This window comes from Paenibacillus sp. J22FR5 (assembly GCF_059691975.1).
In genome coordinates this window covers 125,698-140,816 of the sequence record NZ_JCAUAN010000017.1, presented here as the reverse complement: position 1 = coordinate 140,816, position 15,119 = coordinate 125,698, and the positions used below count along the sequence as shown (strand labels likewise).

At 46.2% G+C, this 15,119-nt stretch carries 16 protein-coding genes, 2 tRNA genes, 1 rRNA gene and 1 riboswitch; of the genes, 16 read left to right on the top strand and 3 right to left on the bottom strand.

Features of this window, described 5'->3' with window-relative positions:
* The 12 genes from rrf to AC58P7_RS20815 form a co-directional block, all read left to right on the top strand.
* A 5S ribosomal RNA gene (gene rrf / locus AC58P7_RS20870) occupies window positions 1–109 on the top strand; the annotation flags it as partial.
* Window positions 110–210: 101 nt separating this feature from the next.
* Window positions 211–1,413 (top strand): putative glycoside hydrolase, encoded by a 1,203-nt coding sequence (locus AC58P7_RS20865; protein WP_497346227.1) that lies wholly within the window; start codon window positions 211–213, stop codon window positions 1,411–1,413.
* A 164-nt stretch (window positions 1,414–1,577) separates the two neighbouring features.
* Complete coding sequence (gene guaB / locus AC58P7_RS20860) at window positions 1,578–3,035, top strand: IMP dehydrogenase (protein WP_497346226.1); 1,458 nt, start codon at window positions 1,578–1,580, stop codon at window positions 3,033–3,035.
* Between the two features lie 221 nt (window positions 3,036–3,256).
* A complete protein-coding gene (locus AC58P7_RS20855) occupies window positions 3,257–4,627 on the top strand; it encodes a D-alanyl-D-alanine carboxypeptidase family protein (RefSeq protein ID WP_497346224.1) in 1,371 nt (456 codons plus the stop codon).
* A gap of 121 nt (window positions 4,628–4,748) precedes the next feature.
* Entirely contained in the window at window positions 4,749–5,630 is an 882-nt protein-coding gene (gene pdxS / locus AC58P7_RS20850; protein ID WP_497243298.1) for a pyridoxal 5'-phosphate synthase lyase subunit PdxS, read from the top strand.
* Window positions 5,630–6,208, top strand: coding sequence for a pyridoxal 5'-phosphate synthase glutaminase subunit PdxT (gene pdxT, locus AC58P7_RS20845; protein ID WP_497346222.1), 579 nt, complete (start codon window positions 5,630–5,632; stop codon window positions 6,206–6,208). The genes pdxS and pdxT overlap by 1 nt, the downstream gene beginning before the upstream one ends.
* Window positions 6,209–6,300: 92 nt before the next feature.
* Window positions 6,301–7,581 carry a serine--tRNA ligase gene (serS, locus tag AC58P7_RS20840; protein WP_497346220.1) on the top strand — a complete coding sequence of 427 codons (1,281 nt, stop codon included), beginning with the start codon at window positions 6,301–6,303 and terminating at the stop codon, window positions 7,579–7,581.
* A gap of 83 nt (window positions 7,582–7,664) precedes the next feature.
* Window positions 7,665–7,749: transfer RNA gene (locus AC58P7_RS20835), tRNA-Ser, on the top strand.
* Between the two features lie 190 nt (window positions 7,750–7,939).
* Window positions 7,940–8,236, top strand: a complete 297-nt coding sequence (locus AC58P7_RS20830; RefSeq protein WP_497346218.1) for an S-layer homology domain-containing protein — start codon at window positions 7,940–7,942, stop codon at window positions 8,234–8,236.
* 107 nt (window positions 8,237–8,343) lie between these two features.
* Entirely contained in the window at window positions 8,344–8,691 is a 348-nt protein-coding gene (locus AC58P7_RS20825) for a hypothetical protein (RefSeq protein ID WP_497346217.1), read from the top strand.
* Between the two features lie 18 nt (window positions 8,692–8,709).
* On the top strand, window positions 8,710–8,859 hold the full coding sequence (locus tag AC58P7_RS20820; protein ID WP_497346215.1) for a hypothetical protein: 150 nt from the start codon (window positions 8,710–8,712) through the stop codon (window positions 8,857–8,859).
* A gap of 24 nt (window positions 8,860–8,883) precedes the next feature.
* The gene (locus tag AC58P7_RS20815) at window positions 8,884–9,054 is read left to right on the top strand and encodes a small acid-soluble spore protein P (protein ID WP_497346213.1); all 171 of its coding nucleotides are present in this window, start codon (window positions 8,884–8,886) and stop codon (window positions 9,052–9,054) included.
* A gap of 604 nt (window positions 9,055–9,658) precedes the next feature.
* Here AC58P7_RS20815 and AC58P7_RS20810 read toward each other — a convergent pair.
* Entirely contained in the window at window positions 9,659–10,864 is a 1,206-nt protein-coding gene (locus tag AC58P7_RS20810) for an MFS transporter (protein WP_497346211.1), read from the bottom strand.
* 101 nt (window positions 10,865–10,965) lie between these two features.
* A tRNA-Arg gene (locus AC58P7_RS20805) sits at window positions 10,966–11,039 on the bottom strand.
* A 160-nt stretch (window positions 11,040–11,199) separates the two neighbouring features.
* Between AC58P7_RS20805 and AC58P7_RS20800 the strand changes: the two genes are divergently transcribed.
* A complete protein-coding gene (locus tag AC58P7_RS20800) occupies window positions 11,200–11,697 on the top strand; it encodes a DUF1648 domain-containing protein (RefSeq protein WP_497346209.1) in 498 nt (165 codons plus the stop codon).
* 14 nt (window positions 11,698–11,711) lie between these two features.
* Window positions 11,712–12,248 carry a DUF1697 domain-containing protein gene (locus AC58P7_RS20795; protein ID WP_497346207.1) on the top strand — a complete coding sequence of 179 codons (537 nt, stop codon included), beginning with the start codon at window positions 11,712–11,714 and terminating at the stop codon, window positions 12,246–12,248.
* A 26-nt stretch (window positions 12,249–12,274) separates the two neighbouring features.
* Here AC58P7_RS20795 and tadA read toward each other — a convergent pair whose 3' ends face one another.
* Entirely contained in the window at window positions 12,275–12,712 is a 438-nt protein-coding gene (gene tadA / locus AC58P7_RS20790) for a tRNA adenosine(34) deaminase TadA (RefSeq protein WP_497346235.1), read from the bottom strand.
* A 277-nt stretch (window positions 12,713–12,989) separates the two neighbouring features.
* A riboswitch (cyclic di-GMP riboswitch) is annotated at window positions 12,990–13,076 on the top strand.
* Between the two features lie 112 nt (window positions 13,077–13,188).
* On the opposite strand from tadA, the gene AC58P7_RS20785 reads away from it, so the two are divergent.
* Together AC58P7_RS20785 and ychF are read left to right on the top strand one after the other, a co-directional pair.
* Window positions 13,189–13,923: a PilZ domain-containing protein gene (locus tag AC58P7_RS20785; RefSeq protein ID WP_497346206.1), complete on the top strand. Its 735-nt coding sequence runs from the start codon at window positions 13,189–13,191 to the stop codon at window positions 13,921–13,923.
* Between the two features lie 78 nt (window positions 13,924–14,001).
* Window positions 14,002–15,102, top strand: a complete 1,101-nt coding sequence (ychF, locus tag AC58P7_RS20780) for a redox-regulated ATPase YchF (protein ID WP_497346204.1) — start codon at window positions 14,002–14,004, stop codon at window positions 15,100–15,102.
* The last annotated feature ends 17 nt before the right edge of the window (window positions 15,103–15,119 follow it).

Below are 15,119 nucleotides of genomic sequence, written 5' to 3'. Positions count from 1 at the left end.
TGATGGCGGAGGGGACCCACGCGTTCCCATCTCGAACACGACCGTTAAGCCCTCCAGCGTCGATGGTACTTGAACCGCAGGGTTCTGGGAGAGTAGAACGTTGCCAAGCACTTAGTAAGAGTCTTTCTGGATTTTTTCCAGTAAGACTCTTTTTTTGTATCAGTAAATGTTGCTTTTTTAACCATACTAATCCTACGAGGAGGGATGACGATGAGGACAACAAGCAGCATGGGATGGATCAATAGGGTATGTCTTTGTTCGTTAGTAACACTTATGATGAATGGTTGCTCAACCAAAATCGATGAAGTGAAGGAAGAGGTTAAGCCACTTCGCTCTTTGAGTCATGTAGGCAGCATGGAGCCTGCGCCTAATCAGGAGCCGAAGAAGATGCCGGCTGTTACGGTAACGCCTTCTTTTCAAAAGCCTGCCAAACCAATCGTGAGAGGTATTTACGTTTCCGCCTGGTCCTCCGTGGGCAGTAAGTTTGAGCAATTAATCGATTTGGTGGATCATACGGATTTAAACGCGATGGTCATTGATGTCAAGAACGATTCCGGTCAGGTGACCTATCCCTCAACAGTTCCTTTGGTCAATGAGATCGGGGCGAATAGCCACGTAATTATACAAGATATGAAGGCGAAACTGCAGAGATTGAAGCAGAAGCACATTTATACGATTGCTAGGCTAGTTGTTTTTAAGGATCCCTACTTAAGTAAGAAGAAAAGTACCTATGCGATGAAAAAAAGAGATGGAACTGTCTGGAAAGATGCGAAGGGAATCGCTTGGGTTGACCCTTATAAAACAGAGGTGTGGGATTATAATATTCAAATTGCGAATGAAGCGGCTAATCTGGGGTTTGATGAGATTCAATTTGATTATGTGAGATTCCCGGAAAACGGACAGAAGGTGGATCGGGAGGTTGTTTTTGATAACCCGCAGAGGCTAAGTAAGGCACAGGATATCGCAACCTTTCTTCATAAAGCGAAGGAACAGATCGGTAGTAAGGCGTATATTTCGGCGGATGTGTTTGGTTTAACGACCTCTTTACCCGATGATATGGGGATCGGACAGGACTGGGGAATGATCAGCAAACAGGTTCACTATATCTCTCCAATGTTGTATCCATCGCATTATACCACTGGGATCTATGGCGTGAAGAATCCGGATTTGCAGCCATATGCGATCGTTCATCAAGCGATTCATGATGCCAACGATAAAAATCGTCAACTGACACAGGCGAATAGTCAGGTTGCTCAGATCAGGCCTTGGTATCAAGATTTTACAGCGACTTGGGTTAAGCCTCATAAGAAGTATGGTGTGTTGGATGTAAAAGAGCAGATTAAGGCGGCGAAGGAGCAAGGGGTTGAGCAGTTCCTACTATGGAATCCAAGCAGCACGTATTCCTATCGTTAACGGAATTGACTTATTCGCGGCAAGGGCGAGCTGTGTGCTTGTCCTTTTTCTTGACACCAAAAATAGGCTTTTGTTAAGATTGCAATCATATACAAATGAATGAACAGAAGCTTATGAAACAAGCTTTCTTACGATAGAGGGCTTTAAGGAGGATATGGTACGCTGTGAGAGAAGACAAGTTTGGTAAAGAGGGCTTAACGTTTGATGATGTATTGTTAGTGCCGAGAAAGTCTGAAGTGTTCGGTAAGGAGATCGACGTTTCAACGGTACTTGCACCAGGAGTGAAATTAAATATCCCATTCATTAGCTCCGCTATGGATACGGTGACGGAGTCTGCGCTAGCGATAGCAATGGCTCGAGAAGGCGGTATCGGAATTATTCATAAGAATATGCCGATTGAGCTGCAAGCCGAGCACGTTGACCGTGTGAAAAGGTCGGAGAGCGGTGTTATTACCAACCCATTCTCTTTAACACCTGAACATCATGTGTATGATGCAGAAGAATTGATGGCGAAATACCGTATTTCCGGTGTTCCGATTGTGAATGCGGATAACCGTCTGGTTGGTATTTTGACCAACCGTGACTTGCGTTTTGTGCATGACTATTCCATTAAAATCAAAGAAGTGATGACGCAGGAAGGGCTTGTTACAGCACCAGTTGGAACAACGCTTCAGCAGGCGGAAGGCATCCTTCAGAAGCATAAAATTGAGAAGTTGCCTTTGGTAGATGAGAATTTTGGACTCAAAGGGCTAATTACCATCAAAGACATCGAGAAGGCAATTCAATTCCCTAACTCGGCGAAGGACGCTCACGGTCGTTTACTAGTTGGTGCAGCTGTTGGTGTATCCAAAGATGTGCTAGAAAGAGCAGCAGCGCTTGTTAAGGCTGGTATTGACGTCATTGTTGTAGACTCCGCGCATGGTCATCATATCAATATTGCAGAGACTGTGAAGAAGCTGAGAGCACAATATCCAGAGCTGCCGATCATTGCAGGTAACGTGGCGACAGGTGATGGAACACGAGATTTGATCCAAGCAGGAGCTTCTATGGTAAAGGTAGGGATCGGTCCTGGATCGATCTGTACAACTCGTATCATTGCAGGGATTGGTGTGCCCCAAATTACAGCGATTTATGATTGTGCGCAAGCTGCGGCTGAGTTTGGTGTTCCGATCATTGCAGATGGCGGTATTAAGTACTCGGGTGATGTGGTGAAAGCCATTGCAGCGGGGGCAAGCGCGGTGATGATCGGTAGTCTTTTTGCAGGGACGGATGAGAGTCCGGGTGAGTCTGAGATTTTCCAAGGGCGGAAGTTCAAAGTGTATCGCGGCATGGGCTCCTTAGGCGCTATGAAGGAAGGCAGCAAAGATCGTTACTTCCAAGAGAACGAGAGCAAGCTTGTTCCGGAGGGAATTGAGGGACGTGTTGCTTATAAAGGGCCTATGGCCGATACGGTGTATCAACTGGTGGGCGGACTTCGTTCAGGTATGGGCTATTGCGGAGCGCGTAACATTCAAGAACTCATTCATGATACCCAATTTGTTCGTATTACGGGTGCAGGACTGAAAGAAAGCCATCCGCATGATATCCAAATTACGAAAGAAGCACCGAATTACTCACTGTAATTGTCACAATACCGATGAAATTAGAGGGCGTGGGGATTGAACCCACGTTTTCTTTTTTTTGAAATATAGCATTTATGTCGATACATGGATAAGCTGGCTATATTTTTTGATAATGGATTCGTTCTAGATGAACGGTGCAGCCATTTATTTCGTCTAATGGGGTGTGTTACAATATAACGTGTCTTATGTCTTATCCAACATCATTTAGGGAGAGTGAAATTGTGAGATTTTTACGTTTTACAAAGAAAAAGGTTGCTTTGGTGTTAGGTTTTAGCTTAATTGCTCAATCCTTACTTTTACATATACAGCCAACCTATGCGGCAGATACTAAAAAGCCTGCGGCTACACCATCACCTGCGGCGGTGACAACGCCTGCACCTAATGCAGGAACAACACCAGCGCCAGCACTGAATGAGCCGCAGCCGTTAGCGAAATCTGCGATTATCATGGAAGCTAGCACAGGAGCTGTCCTGTATCAGATGAACGCAGATGAAGCTTTCCCTCCAGCAAGTATGGCGAAGATGATGACCGAGTATTTGGCGATGGAGAGTATCAAAGAAGGCAAATTCAAATGGGACTCCCCTGTCACAGCTAGTAAGAATGCGGCAGACGTCATTGGTTCCGGACAATTGATTGCCGAGAATGAAACATTGACGTTCAAAGATATGTTCAATGCGATGTCCATTTATTCCGCGAACGATGCTTCTGTGGCTTTTGCTGAATTGCTAGGCGGTACAGAAGAGAATTTCGCTAAAATGATGAATGACAAAGCTAAACAGCTTGGTATGTCCGACAAGGCTCATTTTATTAGTGCGACAGGACTTTCACGTGCTGATCTCAAGAATCCGCCGGCTTCCATTGATGGCGAAACGAAGATGACCGCTCGTGATGCTGCGATTCTTGCCTACAATATTTTGAAGGATCATAAAGAAATTCTAGATTTTACGAAAATTCCTTCGTTGAAGCTAAGAGCAACGGACAAGTCTCCAATGATCAACTGGAACTGGATGCTCGAAGGAAATTCAACAAACACGAATTTTAAAAAGTATGCGTATCAAGGGTTGGATGGTTTGAAAACGGGTTCAACGGATGATGCAGGCTACTGCTTCACGGGAACGGCAGAACGTAACGGCATGCGTATTATTACGGTTGTTATGGGCACCAAAACAGAACCAGAACGTTTCAACGAAACGCGCAAGCTGCTTGACTATGGATTTAATAATTTTGAAATGAAACCGTTCTTGAATGCGAAACAGCCGATAGATTCTTTGAAAAGTGTGAACATTAAGAAGGGTGTACAAACGGAAGTACCTCTTGTTACGAAAACAGGTCTAACTTTCGTTGCTAGAAAAGGTGCGAAGGATTCAGAATTCCAAGTTACGACTGAGCCTGTTGAAGAAAGCAAGCTAGTAGCTCCGATTGCGAAAGGCGATACGCTTGGGAAAGTAAAAGTAAGTTACAATGGCCAAGAAAAAACAGTAGATCTGATTGCAGATGGGGATGTCGAAAAAGGTAGCTGGATCAGGTTGTTGTTCCGCTCCATTAAAAACTTCTTCAGCGACATGTTTAATGGGATCAAAGGCAAGGCATAGGCCAGAAAATGGGTTGTATAATGCCCCTCCTTCATGTAAAATTGTTGTTTAGAAGTTTATTATCGAATCGTGTAGGGAACTACACCGAAATTGGCATAGAAGCTATAGGAGGAAATAAAGAATGGAAACAGGAACTTCCCGCGTTAAAACAGGTATGGCCGAAATGCAAAAAGGCGGCGTCATTATGGACGTTATGAACGCCGAGCAAGCTAAAATCGCAGAAGCAGCTGGCGCATCCGCTGTTATGGCGCTAGAGCGCGTACCTGCAGACATTCGTGCTGCTGGTGGCGTATCCCGTATGGCTGACCCAACAATTGTTGAAGATGTAATGAGAGTTGTATCCATTCCAGTCATGGCGAAAGCAAGAATCGGGCACTTCGTTGAAGCTAAGGTTCTTGAATCCCTAGGCGTTGACTATATCGATGAGAGTGAAGTACTAACACCTGCGGATGAAGTATTCCATATCAACAAACGTGATTTCACGGTTCCTTTCGTATGTGGTTGCCGCGATCTTGGTGAGGCTTTGCGTCGCATCGGTGAAGGTGCATCCATGCTTCGTACCAAAGGAGAGCCAGGAACAGGCAATATCGTAGAAGCAGTTCGTCACATGCGCACGATTCAAGGTCAAATTCGTAAAGTTCAAAGCATGTCTTTGGACGAGTTGATGTTCGAAGCGAAAACGCTTGGCGCTCCTTACGAGCTCTTGTTGCAAATTCACCAAACAGGTAAATTGCCTGTTGTTAACTTCGCAGCTGGCGGTGTTGCTACACCTGCTGATGCAGCGCTTATGATGCACCTTGGTTCTGACGGTGTATTCGTTGGATCTGGTATTTTTAAATCCGACAGCCCAGAAAAGTTCGCGAAAGCGATTGTAGAAGCTGTTACTCACTACACTGACTACAAAATGATCGCAGAAATCTCCAAAAACCTAGGTACCCCTATGAAGGGAATCGAAATTTCCAAGCTTCAAGCTTCCGAGCGTATGCAGGAGCGCGGCTGGTAATGACGAAGATTGGGGTTCTCGCGCTGCAAGGCGCGGTAGCGGAGCATATTCGTGGGATTGAACAGGCGGGCGCGGAAGGTGTCGTTGTCAAACGCACCGAGCAGCTCGCTGAGCTTGATGGCATGATCCTCCCTGGCGGGGAGAGCACAACGATTGGTAAGCTCATGCGCACGTATGGCTTCATCGATGCGCTACGTGAGTTCTCTGCGGCAGGCAAGCCGATCTTCGGCACCTGCGCGGGGTTGATTGTCATCGCGAAAGAGATCACCGGACAACCGGAAGCTCATCTCGAGCTAATGGACATTACGGTGGCTCGCAACGCGTTTGGTCGTCAACGCGAGAGCTTTGAGACGGACTTGCCGATCAAAGGCATTGACGAGAACGTTCGCGCGGTATTCATTCGGGCCCCACTCATTGAGAAAGTAGGACCGGATGTCGATGTACTGGCCACATATGATGGACAGATTGTTGCTGCGCGGCATGGGCATCTCCTTGCTGCGTCGTTTCACCCAGAGCTGACGGATGATTTTCGTCTACACAGTTATTTCTTAGACATGGTAAAGCAAAGCCAAGCATAATAAACGGTTCAAGCACCTTGAGTTAACCGGGATAGCCGGTATGGGTGCTTGCTTCCATATACAAACCATTTTGCGCTAACGGAGGAATCTCCTTGTTTGATGTAAAGTTACTTCGAAGTGATTTAGCAGCTGTACAAGCTGCCATGCAAAACCGAGGCAAGCAGATCGAGGAACTAAATGGTTTCACAGCCTTAGACGTGAAACGCAGAGAACTACTGCAAGAAACGGAGCAGCTGAAAAACCGTCGCAACACGGTGTCTCAGGAAGTAGCTGGTCGTAAAAGATCTGGTGAAAATGCGGACGAGCTGATTCAAGAAATGAAAGTGGTCGGAGACCGCATTAAAGAGCTGGATGACGAGATTCGAGTCTTGGACGAGTCTTTGCAGCAGGTGCTGCTCTCCATTCCTAATATGCCGCATGCTAGCGTGCCTGTGGGCCGTTCAGAGGAAGAGAACGTGGAAGTGCGCCGTATTGGCGAGATTCCGCAGTTTAACTTCGAAGTGAAGCCGCATTGGGAAGTTGCACAGGACCTAGGGATCTTAGATTTTGAAGCAGCGGCGAAGGTTACAGGATCGCGTTTCGTATTCTACAAGGGCTTAGGAGCTCGCCTAGAGCGCGCATTGATCAACTTCATGATGGACCTGCACAGCGATGAGCATGGCTATGAAGAAATGCTGCCGCCTTATATCGTTAACCGTGATAGCCTAACGGGTACAGGACAGCTTCCGAAATTTGAGGAAGATGTGTTCAAGCTAGAGAATTCGGAATATTTCCTTATTCCAACAGCGGAAGTACCAGTCACGAATTACCATCGTGAAGATATTTTGATGAATGAGCAGCTGCCGGTTAATTTCGTGGCGTTCAGTGCTTGTTTCCGCTCGGAAGCAGGATCCGCTGGTCGTGATACACGCGGCTTAATCAGACAGCACCAATTCAACAAAATTGAGCTTGTTAAGCTTGTTAAGCCCGAAGACTCCTACGAGGAGTTGGAGAAGCTTACAGGGCATGCTGAGCGCGTCTTACAGCTATTGAAGCTGCCTTACCGTGTGCTGTCCCTCTGCACTGGCGATATTGGCTTTACGTCGGCGAAGACGTATGATCTGGAAGTATGGCTGCCTAACAGTGGCGCATACCGCGAGATCTCGAGCTGTTCGAACTTCGAAGACTTCCAAGCCCGCAGAGCGAACATTCGCTTCCGCCGGGATGCGAAGGCGAAGCCGGAATTCGTACATACGCTGAATGGATCAGGCTTAGCCTTGGGTCGAACAGTCGCTGCGATTCTTGAAAATTACCAGCAAGACGATGGTTCAATCATCGTTCCGGATGTGCTTGTTCCGTACATGAACAACGTGAAAGTGATCACGAAAAAATAGGACTTGCATCGAGTGACGATTATGTGCTACAATGCTTTTTGTCACTGCACAAGGTCGTCTCCCTAATCGGAGACGCCTATCGTGGAGAGGTGGTCGAGTGGTTTAAGGCAGCGGTCTTGAAAACCGCCGAGGTGCAAGCCTCCGTGGGTTCGAATCCCACCCTCTCCGTAACCAAGGTAATACCCAACCAAAAAGTCATGCGATTCTCGAAATCGTGTGGCTTTTTTTGTTGTTATTTTAGGAAGGAAGGGCTACAGACCTGTAAGGGCTGAAGTTATAACGCCTGGCACGCCGTATCAGGTTGATGGAACTTATGATGTGACGGTACCGCATGTGTTCATTAACCAGGTATATGGGGGTGGTTTGGCGACCGATACATAATCGTGCCGACTTCACCTTGATGCTGGCTCGCATGACTGGAGCGAAACTAGACACCTACAAAGCGTTCAGTTTCAACGATGTGAAGACGGACAGCTATATGCCCAGTCTGTGCAGTGGGCATCCGAGAATGGCCTTACAAGCGGCGAAAGCCTTGCAGCAAGCAGGCATTATTTCCGGGAAATCGGGAAATACATTTACGCCGAAGGGTTTGGCTTCGCGCGAAGATACTGGGGATGTTCTTACAGCTCAGCGTGAAATAGGCAGTCGCAAATAGCACTTACTTTCCAAACACGAATTCCATTCGTGGTGGGGAGTAGGTGTTTTTTTACATGGATAAAAGACGTGCGGCTTCCGCATTTTAATCATGTGGAGGTGTTACCTATGAGCAAATCAGATAAGCCTAGCGTGGATCAAACTGAAATCGTAAAAGAGTGGATGAACGTAATGCCCACTGTTTTGCAACCTGCCGATCAAACCAGGGTTTGGGCAGATGAAGGCGATGCGGATGCCATCCGCGTACACATTATGACGGCGGGGCATACCGGCTATTCGTTTGATTTTAAAGTGACGTATGTGGATGCTAGAGAAGTGAAGGTTGAACTTACTGATGTACAGCAAGGAACCACGCATATTGATGAGCGCGGCGACGTCGTGCAGTCGTTAATCGATGACTATGTGCGTCACATTCATGAGTGTGCGCAGGCTTTGCAGAAGGTCACCAACGCTTAGCCCAAGGAGGACACTACAATGACAAAGCAAAAGAGTACAGATAAAAATTTGCAAAATGTGGCCAAGCATTTGGAAACCAATGCAGTGAACAGCCATAATGCGCAGCAAATTCAGCAGCAGGTCAATGACCATCGGCATCAGGATGCTCTAAATCACGATGGAAACTAGCTCGTAAAAGGAGGATGGCGACATATGTCTAAACCTAAATCATATTCGGCGGGTGACAACCTCGTTAATAACGGTTCTGTAAAGAATCGAAATAATCGGGGTGGTAATCAGGAGCCCTTATCTGGTTCCAAGAAAGTGAAGAATCAGAATCATCATGGCGGACACGCGGCAGAAGGCCATGGACATGGCGAATAACGGGTTGCGAAAATTTTTTTAACAAACATGATTAAAAAAACGTAAACCGGCCATACTATTATTGTCGGCAAGCAGAGAGGTGTGGTTCCGTTGGAGCAATTAGCGAAAGCGAAACAACCGTTGCAAAGAGGACTTTTCTACCTGTTATAATCAGGCTGGAGGGCGATGTGCTAAAGACACTTACCGTGTTTTATACGCAGATTTAACTTAGGTTTACATGTAACATGGTTCAAAGAAATATCATCAATGCCGACGAAAAAAGAACCCTTAGGGGTTCTTTTTTTCTATGTTTATAAAGTTATCGGACATGGGATAAGGAATTGTTACTACTGAGGGAAGGGAGAAGTAGATGCGGGTCCAAATCTCTTGGGACAAGTCTTCGGCATCCTTCTGATGGCGGATAAGTACAAAGATCGTCTGCAAAATATACGGACGATACCTTGTAATCAGCTAACGAAATGCCACTTCATCACCTTTTAATATATGATCAATTAGTGTGTGCTCCTCAATATGCTTCTCCTCCTCTCCGCATAAATAGACGAAGCTCGCCAACTTTACCCCTGCACTTGTATGAAAAAAAGAGCGAATCGCGGATTCGCTCCTATTATTGCGCAATCGTAGACTTGTTAGCTGCTAATGGTTGTTTCCTAACCGAACTCTGAACGAACAGATAAGAGAGTAATGCACTGGCCACACCAAGTATGCCGAGCACAATAAAGCCTTGATTGAGCGAGAAATAGTCGCCGATGATGCCCATAAGGACAGGCCCGATAAACATACCAAGGCCATAGATCGCTTGGAAAAACCCCATCGCCGTTGCCCGCTTTTCCGCAGGCATATGCTTAATACTCATCCCCATCAACAGAGTGAACGAAAGTCCCCGACCAAAGCCAGCTAACGCCTGTGTGATCATGAGCAGCCAGAGGTGATGCGTAAACGGAATTGTAAAGGTGAATAGGCCCATGAGCAGAAAGCCACCTACAACCATGCGTTTCTCTCCGTACCGGACCGACCATCGTCGCCCGCCGAACAAAGAGGCGAGTGCAACAGGCACGTTAGCGAATAATGAGAGCAACGAGAGTGAGAATTTGTCCGCCCCAAGTTGGGTGGCATACACAGGCGTGAATCCGAAAACCGTTGCGAAGATGAGCACCTGCGATAGAATGGCGAGCAGGGATACGAATAACAGTGTGCGATCGGTCGCCACATTTCCTATACCGCGCAGGGTGATTTTTGGCGCGTCTTTTTCTACCTTTTCGATAAGGAAAAAGGATCCGACCATGCCCAGTAGGCCTAGCACTGCACCCAGGATGAAAACCGATTCCCACCCGAGCCTGTCTGCTGCCCATCCTGCACTAAGTATGCCTAACACCTGACCTAGTGAGTTAAAAAAGGAGATCGTTCCGATTGCCTTGGTAGACTCTTCATGCTTGTAATAGCTCGTGAATAGCACCGTAAAATCAACCCAAGTCGCTGCGGCTGCCCCTGCAAGTGCCCGGAAGATCAAGATCCAAGTGAAATCGTGTGTGAACCACAATCCGAGGCCCGTAATGGCCGTGAAGAGAAGGCCGAAGGTGATGAACAGTCTTCTTTTATGAAATCGATCCGACATAATGCCTACGGGGATACGCAGCAGCATCTGCGAGATACCGTACATGCCGACAATCCAACCTGCTAATTGGTGGCTTCCTCCGAGGAACTCCACGTAAGGCGCCATGATCGGAACGCTTGTGTACATCGACATCCAGAAAAGCATGGTGACCGCGCAAAAGAGCGGGATGCGATAGGATGAAATAGAGCGAGTTGTCATCGGAGTGAGGACTCCTTTCGATTATGAATCCATAACAAAGAAAGGGATTGCCAACTTGAGTTGAAATCCCTTTTTACGTGTGTATGTCAGCTGTAATTATACGCGCCCGATACGATTCGAACGTACGACCTACAGTTTAGGAAACTGTTGCTCTATCCTGCTGAGCTACGGGCGCATAGTATCGTCATTCTAACACGAGATGTTTTAGAGGTGCAACCATTTTAGACAATGACCAAGAAGAAGGTTTCCTTCAAGCAAGGAATGTAGATAGTGAATAAAGAATAGTATAACCATTCACCACAAGCCATTTTAAACCGATAGAAAGAAGGTGTGACATGGAGCAACGTCCTGTGATTCAACTTTCCAAATCCAAAACAGAATCAGTTCTCGATGCAATCTCTCTCTTGATGATCGTTAGTATGATTGCTTATGTTGCTTACGAATGGCACGATATGCCAGAGCGAATTCCGATGCATTTTAACGGTAAGGGTGACATCGATGGTTGGGGTAACAAAATGAGTCTGATTATATCACCACTCCTTAGTGTTATTATCTATTCGGGCTTAACACTCCTCAGCAAAGTGCCCCATGTATTTAATTATCCGTCCAAGATTACGCTTGAAAATGCGCATAGACAATACCAGAATGGCCGTTTATTTATCAACAGTCTGAAGACGGTAATTATCATTCTGTTTGCATTTATCGAATGGACCAGTATCCGAATTGCGAAAGATAGCACTGTTGATTTGAACGTATGGATCTTAGGCTTCATCCTGCTGGTTATGATAAGCACGATTATTTTCTTCGTCGTTCGTTCGTTTAAATTAAAGTAAGGGAGGATACCGAAATGACGGTTTATGTTGGTTTTCTGCGTGGGATTAATGTAGGAGGTAAGAACAAGATCAAGATGGCCGATTTGAAAAAGACGTTGGAGGCCGCAGGACTTGCACATGTTCAGACATATTTGCAAAGCGGTAATGTGCTGTTCGCTTCAGAGGAGGCAGGGGAGACGCTAAGACAGCTCATCGAAAAAGCAATCAGCGAAGCTGTTGGCGTGGCGCCAACGGTTATTTTACGTACAGCCGAGGAACTCGCACAAATCGTTAACGAGTGCCCCTATGACGTGGATGCTTTGTCTGAAGGGGAGAGCATTCAAATCTCCGTGCTAACGGAAGAAGCCCCGCAGGAATTCAGCGACATCTTAGCCAAAGGCCAAAACGAAGTGGATGAATTTCAGATACGGGACCGCACCATTTATTTTCTGTTCCGGCAAAGTGTGTTGGATTCTAAGTTAGCTAGCAACATTCAGAAACTCGGGGATCAAACGACAACCCGTAATTGGAATACGATGAGTAAGCTCGTAGAGCTAGCAGGGGCATTATAGCCGGAAAGCCGCTCTAAACTCTAGACCTAAGCTTTTCCCCGTAACTTCCGGAAAAACTGCGTTAACATCGTGGAACACTCCTCTTGCAAAACGCCGCTAACCACATCGACACGGTGATTGAACCGGTCCTCCTGCAGTAAGTTCATCAACGTTCCCGCACAGCCTGCTTTCGGATCCACGGTACCGTAAATCACCTGCGGAATGCGGGCTTGCACGATTGCACCAGCACACATCGGACAAGGCTCCAACGTCACGTAGAGTTGGCAGTCCAAAAGGCGCCAAGCCTGCAAATGCTCACTCGCTTGTTTAATCGCAATCATCTCCGCATGCGCGAGAGGATCCAGGGTTGTTTCACGTAAATTATAGCCGCGGCCTATGATTTGACCTTGATGGACGACGATCGCACCGATCGGTACTTCACGGATGGCTTCGGCTTTAAGAGCCTCTCCAATCGCTTCTCTCATCCAGGGAATATGTTCATCCACAGAGGGGACACCTCGCAATAATAGTTTATCCACATGTGCATAAAAATCCGAACAAATATTCGTTGTTAACAAGCTGTGGATAACAATGTGGATAACTTATAAACCTGTGGATATTCATTCCACTACACATTCATACAATAAAAATAGGGCTCATGCAAGGATTTTAGTTGAAAGAAGTACCTGGGCTACGTATAATGGTTATAACAGTGGGTCTTTTAGACCATATACGATGAACGAATATAAATTTCATAGCAGGGTTAGACAAAGGCAAACTTGCTGAAAAGCAAGGACGCAAAGCTGAGGGTCTACGGTTCTAATGAACTATGGCAGCCTGGTTACCGACAATCGATGCTTTTATTGATTAAGGTGATAGGCTGCTCCTGAATGGGGGGCAGTCTATTTTGTGCAGAAATGCGCTGGGGAATCCATCATTACTGGGAGAGGTGCAGGTGAGCATGGCAATGAAGCAAGATGCTTTGAAGCGGTATGGGAGTAAAGAAGGATACGATGCGGAAGTATTGATCGATTGCCGAGCAGTTCTAGCCAAGGATGATTTCGTGTCAACAGGTATTCTTACCTATGCGCAAGGAGACATTATGGAGATCGAGCTGCCGGAATATGATGTTTTTCAGCTTGGAGATAAAGCGAAAATGACGTTATACACCAAATCGGGTCTATTCGTTTTTCATACGACCGTCGTAGCCAGAGAGCCTGGTTCCCTCATTGTGATCAATCCGCCTGAGAATCGGAAGAAGTTTTCGGAGAAACGGGAGTTTCCACGGGTGAACGTGAAGAACTTAGGTCAGATTTCAGGGTTTCAGAATAAAACACAAAAAGCGCAGCATCAACTTGAAAATCCCATCGAAATTTCCATCAAGAATATTTCAATAAACGGACTTGGTTTTAGCATCAATGATAATTCCATGATAGATGCCATTCTTCATAAAAAGTGTCTACTTCAAGTCCAGCTGGATCTAGGCTTCGAGATGCCGTGTATGTTGGAAATTATAAGGAAAGAAAAGCTGGAGGACAGCTACTATTATGGCGCCAGCTTCGAAAGCGTTCCTGCGGAACAAAGCAATGCGCTGCGCGGTTTTATTTTGCGTAATCAGATCGAAACGTACTTCGTGCAGAAGCGGGATGATGAGTTCAAAATAGCAATGGAAAAAAAGTCTGCGGCGAATCGATAGCTTGCAGGCTTTTTTTTGCCCTCCAAGTACTATATAATAAGAAGGATGATTTTCGAAAATTAAGGAGTTGTAACGACAATGGCTTTGAAAGCAGGTATCGTCGGTCTACCGAACGTAGGAAAATCGACATTGTTTAATGCAATTACACAGGCGGGGGCAGAATCTGCGAATTATCCGTTCTGTACGATCGATCCGAATGTTGGGGTAGTAGAAGTACCAGACGAGAGATTGCAGAAGCTGGTAGAAATCGTTGTGCCTAAGAGCATCGTGCCGACGGCCTTCGAATTCGTTGACATTGCGGGTTTGGTTAAGGGTGCGAGCAAAGGCGAGGGCCTTGGAAATAAATTTCTTGCACACATCCGTGAAGTCGATGCGATTGTGCATGTTGTACGTTGTTTTGAGGATGATAATATTACTCACGTTTCTGGGAAAGTCGATCCGATTGGTGACATCGAGACGATTAATCTTGAATTGATTTTGGCAGACATTGAGTCGGTTGATAAAAAGATCGAGCGTTCACGCAAAAACCTCAAAGGCGGCGACAAGAAAGTGGTAGCTGAGGTTGAGTGTTTGGAACGAATCAAAGAAGCCTTATATAATGATATGCCAGCACGCAGCTTGGATTTGACAGAAGATGAGCGTCTTCTAGTTCGCGATCTTCATTTGCTAACGATGAAGCCAGTGCTCTACGCGGCAAACGTGAGTGAAGATGAAGTTGCAACTGCGGACGACAATGCATACGTTAAAATTGTGAAGGAATTCGCTGAAAAAGAAAACAACGAAGTCGTTTCCATTAGCGCAAAGGTTGAATCCGAAATTGCTGAGCTGGAAGACGAAGAAAAAGCCATGTTCCTGGAAGAGTTGGGACTTCAAGAGTCCGGCTTGAATAGATTGATCAAAGCAGCGTATAGAAAACTTGGCTTGTACACGTATTTCACAGCTGGTGTTCAAGAAGTTAGAGCATGGACGATCCGCAAAGGAACGAAGGCTCCACAAGCGGCTGGCGTGATTCATACGGATTTCGAACGTGGATTTATTCGTGCAGAAGTGGTTTCTTATGCAGATTTGACGGCTGCCGGATCGATGGCTGGTGCCAAAGAAAAAGGCCAAGTACGTCTCGAAGGTAAAGAGTACGTAGTTAATGACGGCGACGTAATGCATTTCCGTTTCAATGTTTAATTGTTGATAAAAATAAG

What these genes read in the sequence shown, in the direction of transcription:
- AC58P7_RS20865 (WP_497346227.1), top strand. Translation starts at nt 211, where the DNA reads ATGAGGACAACAAGCAGCATGGGATGGATCAATAGGGTATGTCTTTGT.
- pdxS (WP_497243298.1), top strand. Translation starts at nt 4,749, where the DNA reads ATGGAAACAGGAACTTCCCGCGTTAAAACAGGTATGGCCGAAATGCAA.
- pdxT (WP_497346222.1), top strand. Translation starts at nt 5,630, where the DNA reads ATGACGAAGATTGGGGTTCTCGCGCTGCAAGGCGCGGTAGCGGAGCAT.
- AC58P7_RS20825 (WP_497346217.1), top strand. Translation starts at nt 8,344, where the DNA reads ATGAGCAAATCAGATAAGCCTAGCGTGGATCAAACTGAAATCGTAAAA.
- AC58P7_RS20820 (WP_497346215.1), top strand. Translation starts at nt 8,710, where the DNA reads ATGACAAAGCAAAAGAGTACAGATAAAAATTTGCAAAATGTGGCCAAG.
- AC58P7_RS20815 (WP_497346213.1), top strand. Translation starts at nt 8,884, where the DNA reads ATGTCTAAACCTAAATCATATTCGGCGGGTGACAACCTCGTTAATAAC.
- AC58P7_RS20810 (WP_497346211.1), bottom strand. Translation starts at nt 10,864, where the DNA reads ATGACAACTCGCTCTATTTCATCCTATCGCATCCCGCTCTTTTGCGCG.
- AC58P7_RS20800 (WP_497346209.1), top strand. Translation starts at nt 11,200, where the DNA reads ATGGAGCAACGTCCTGTGATTCAACTTTCCAAATCCAAAACAGAATCA.
- AC58P7_RS20795 (WP_497346207.1), top strand. Translation starts at nt 11,712, where the DNA reads ATGACGGTTTATGTTGGTTTTCTGCGTGGGATTAATGTAGGAGGTAAG.
- tadA (WP_497346235.1), bottom strand. Translation starts at nt 12,712, where the DNA reads ATGAGAGAAGCGATTGGAGAGGCTCTTAAAGCCGAAGCCATCCGTGAA.
- AC58P7_RS20785 (WP_497346206.1), top strand. Translation starts at nt 13,189, where the DNA reads ATGGCAATGAAGCAAGATGCTTTGAAGCGGTATGGGAGTAAAGAAGGA.
- ychF (WP_497346204.1), top strand. Translation starts at nt 14,002, where the DNA reads ATGGCTTTGAAAGCAGGTATCGTCGGTCTACCGAACGTAGGAAAATCG.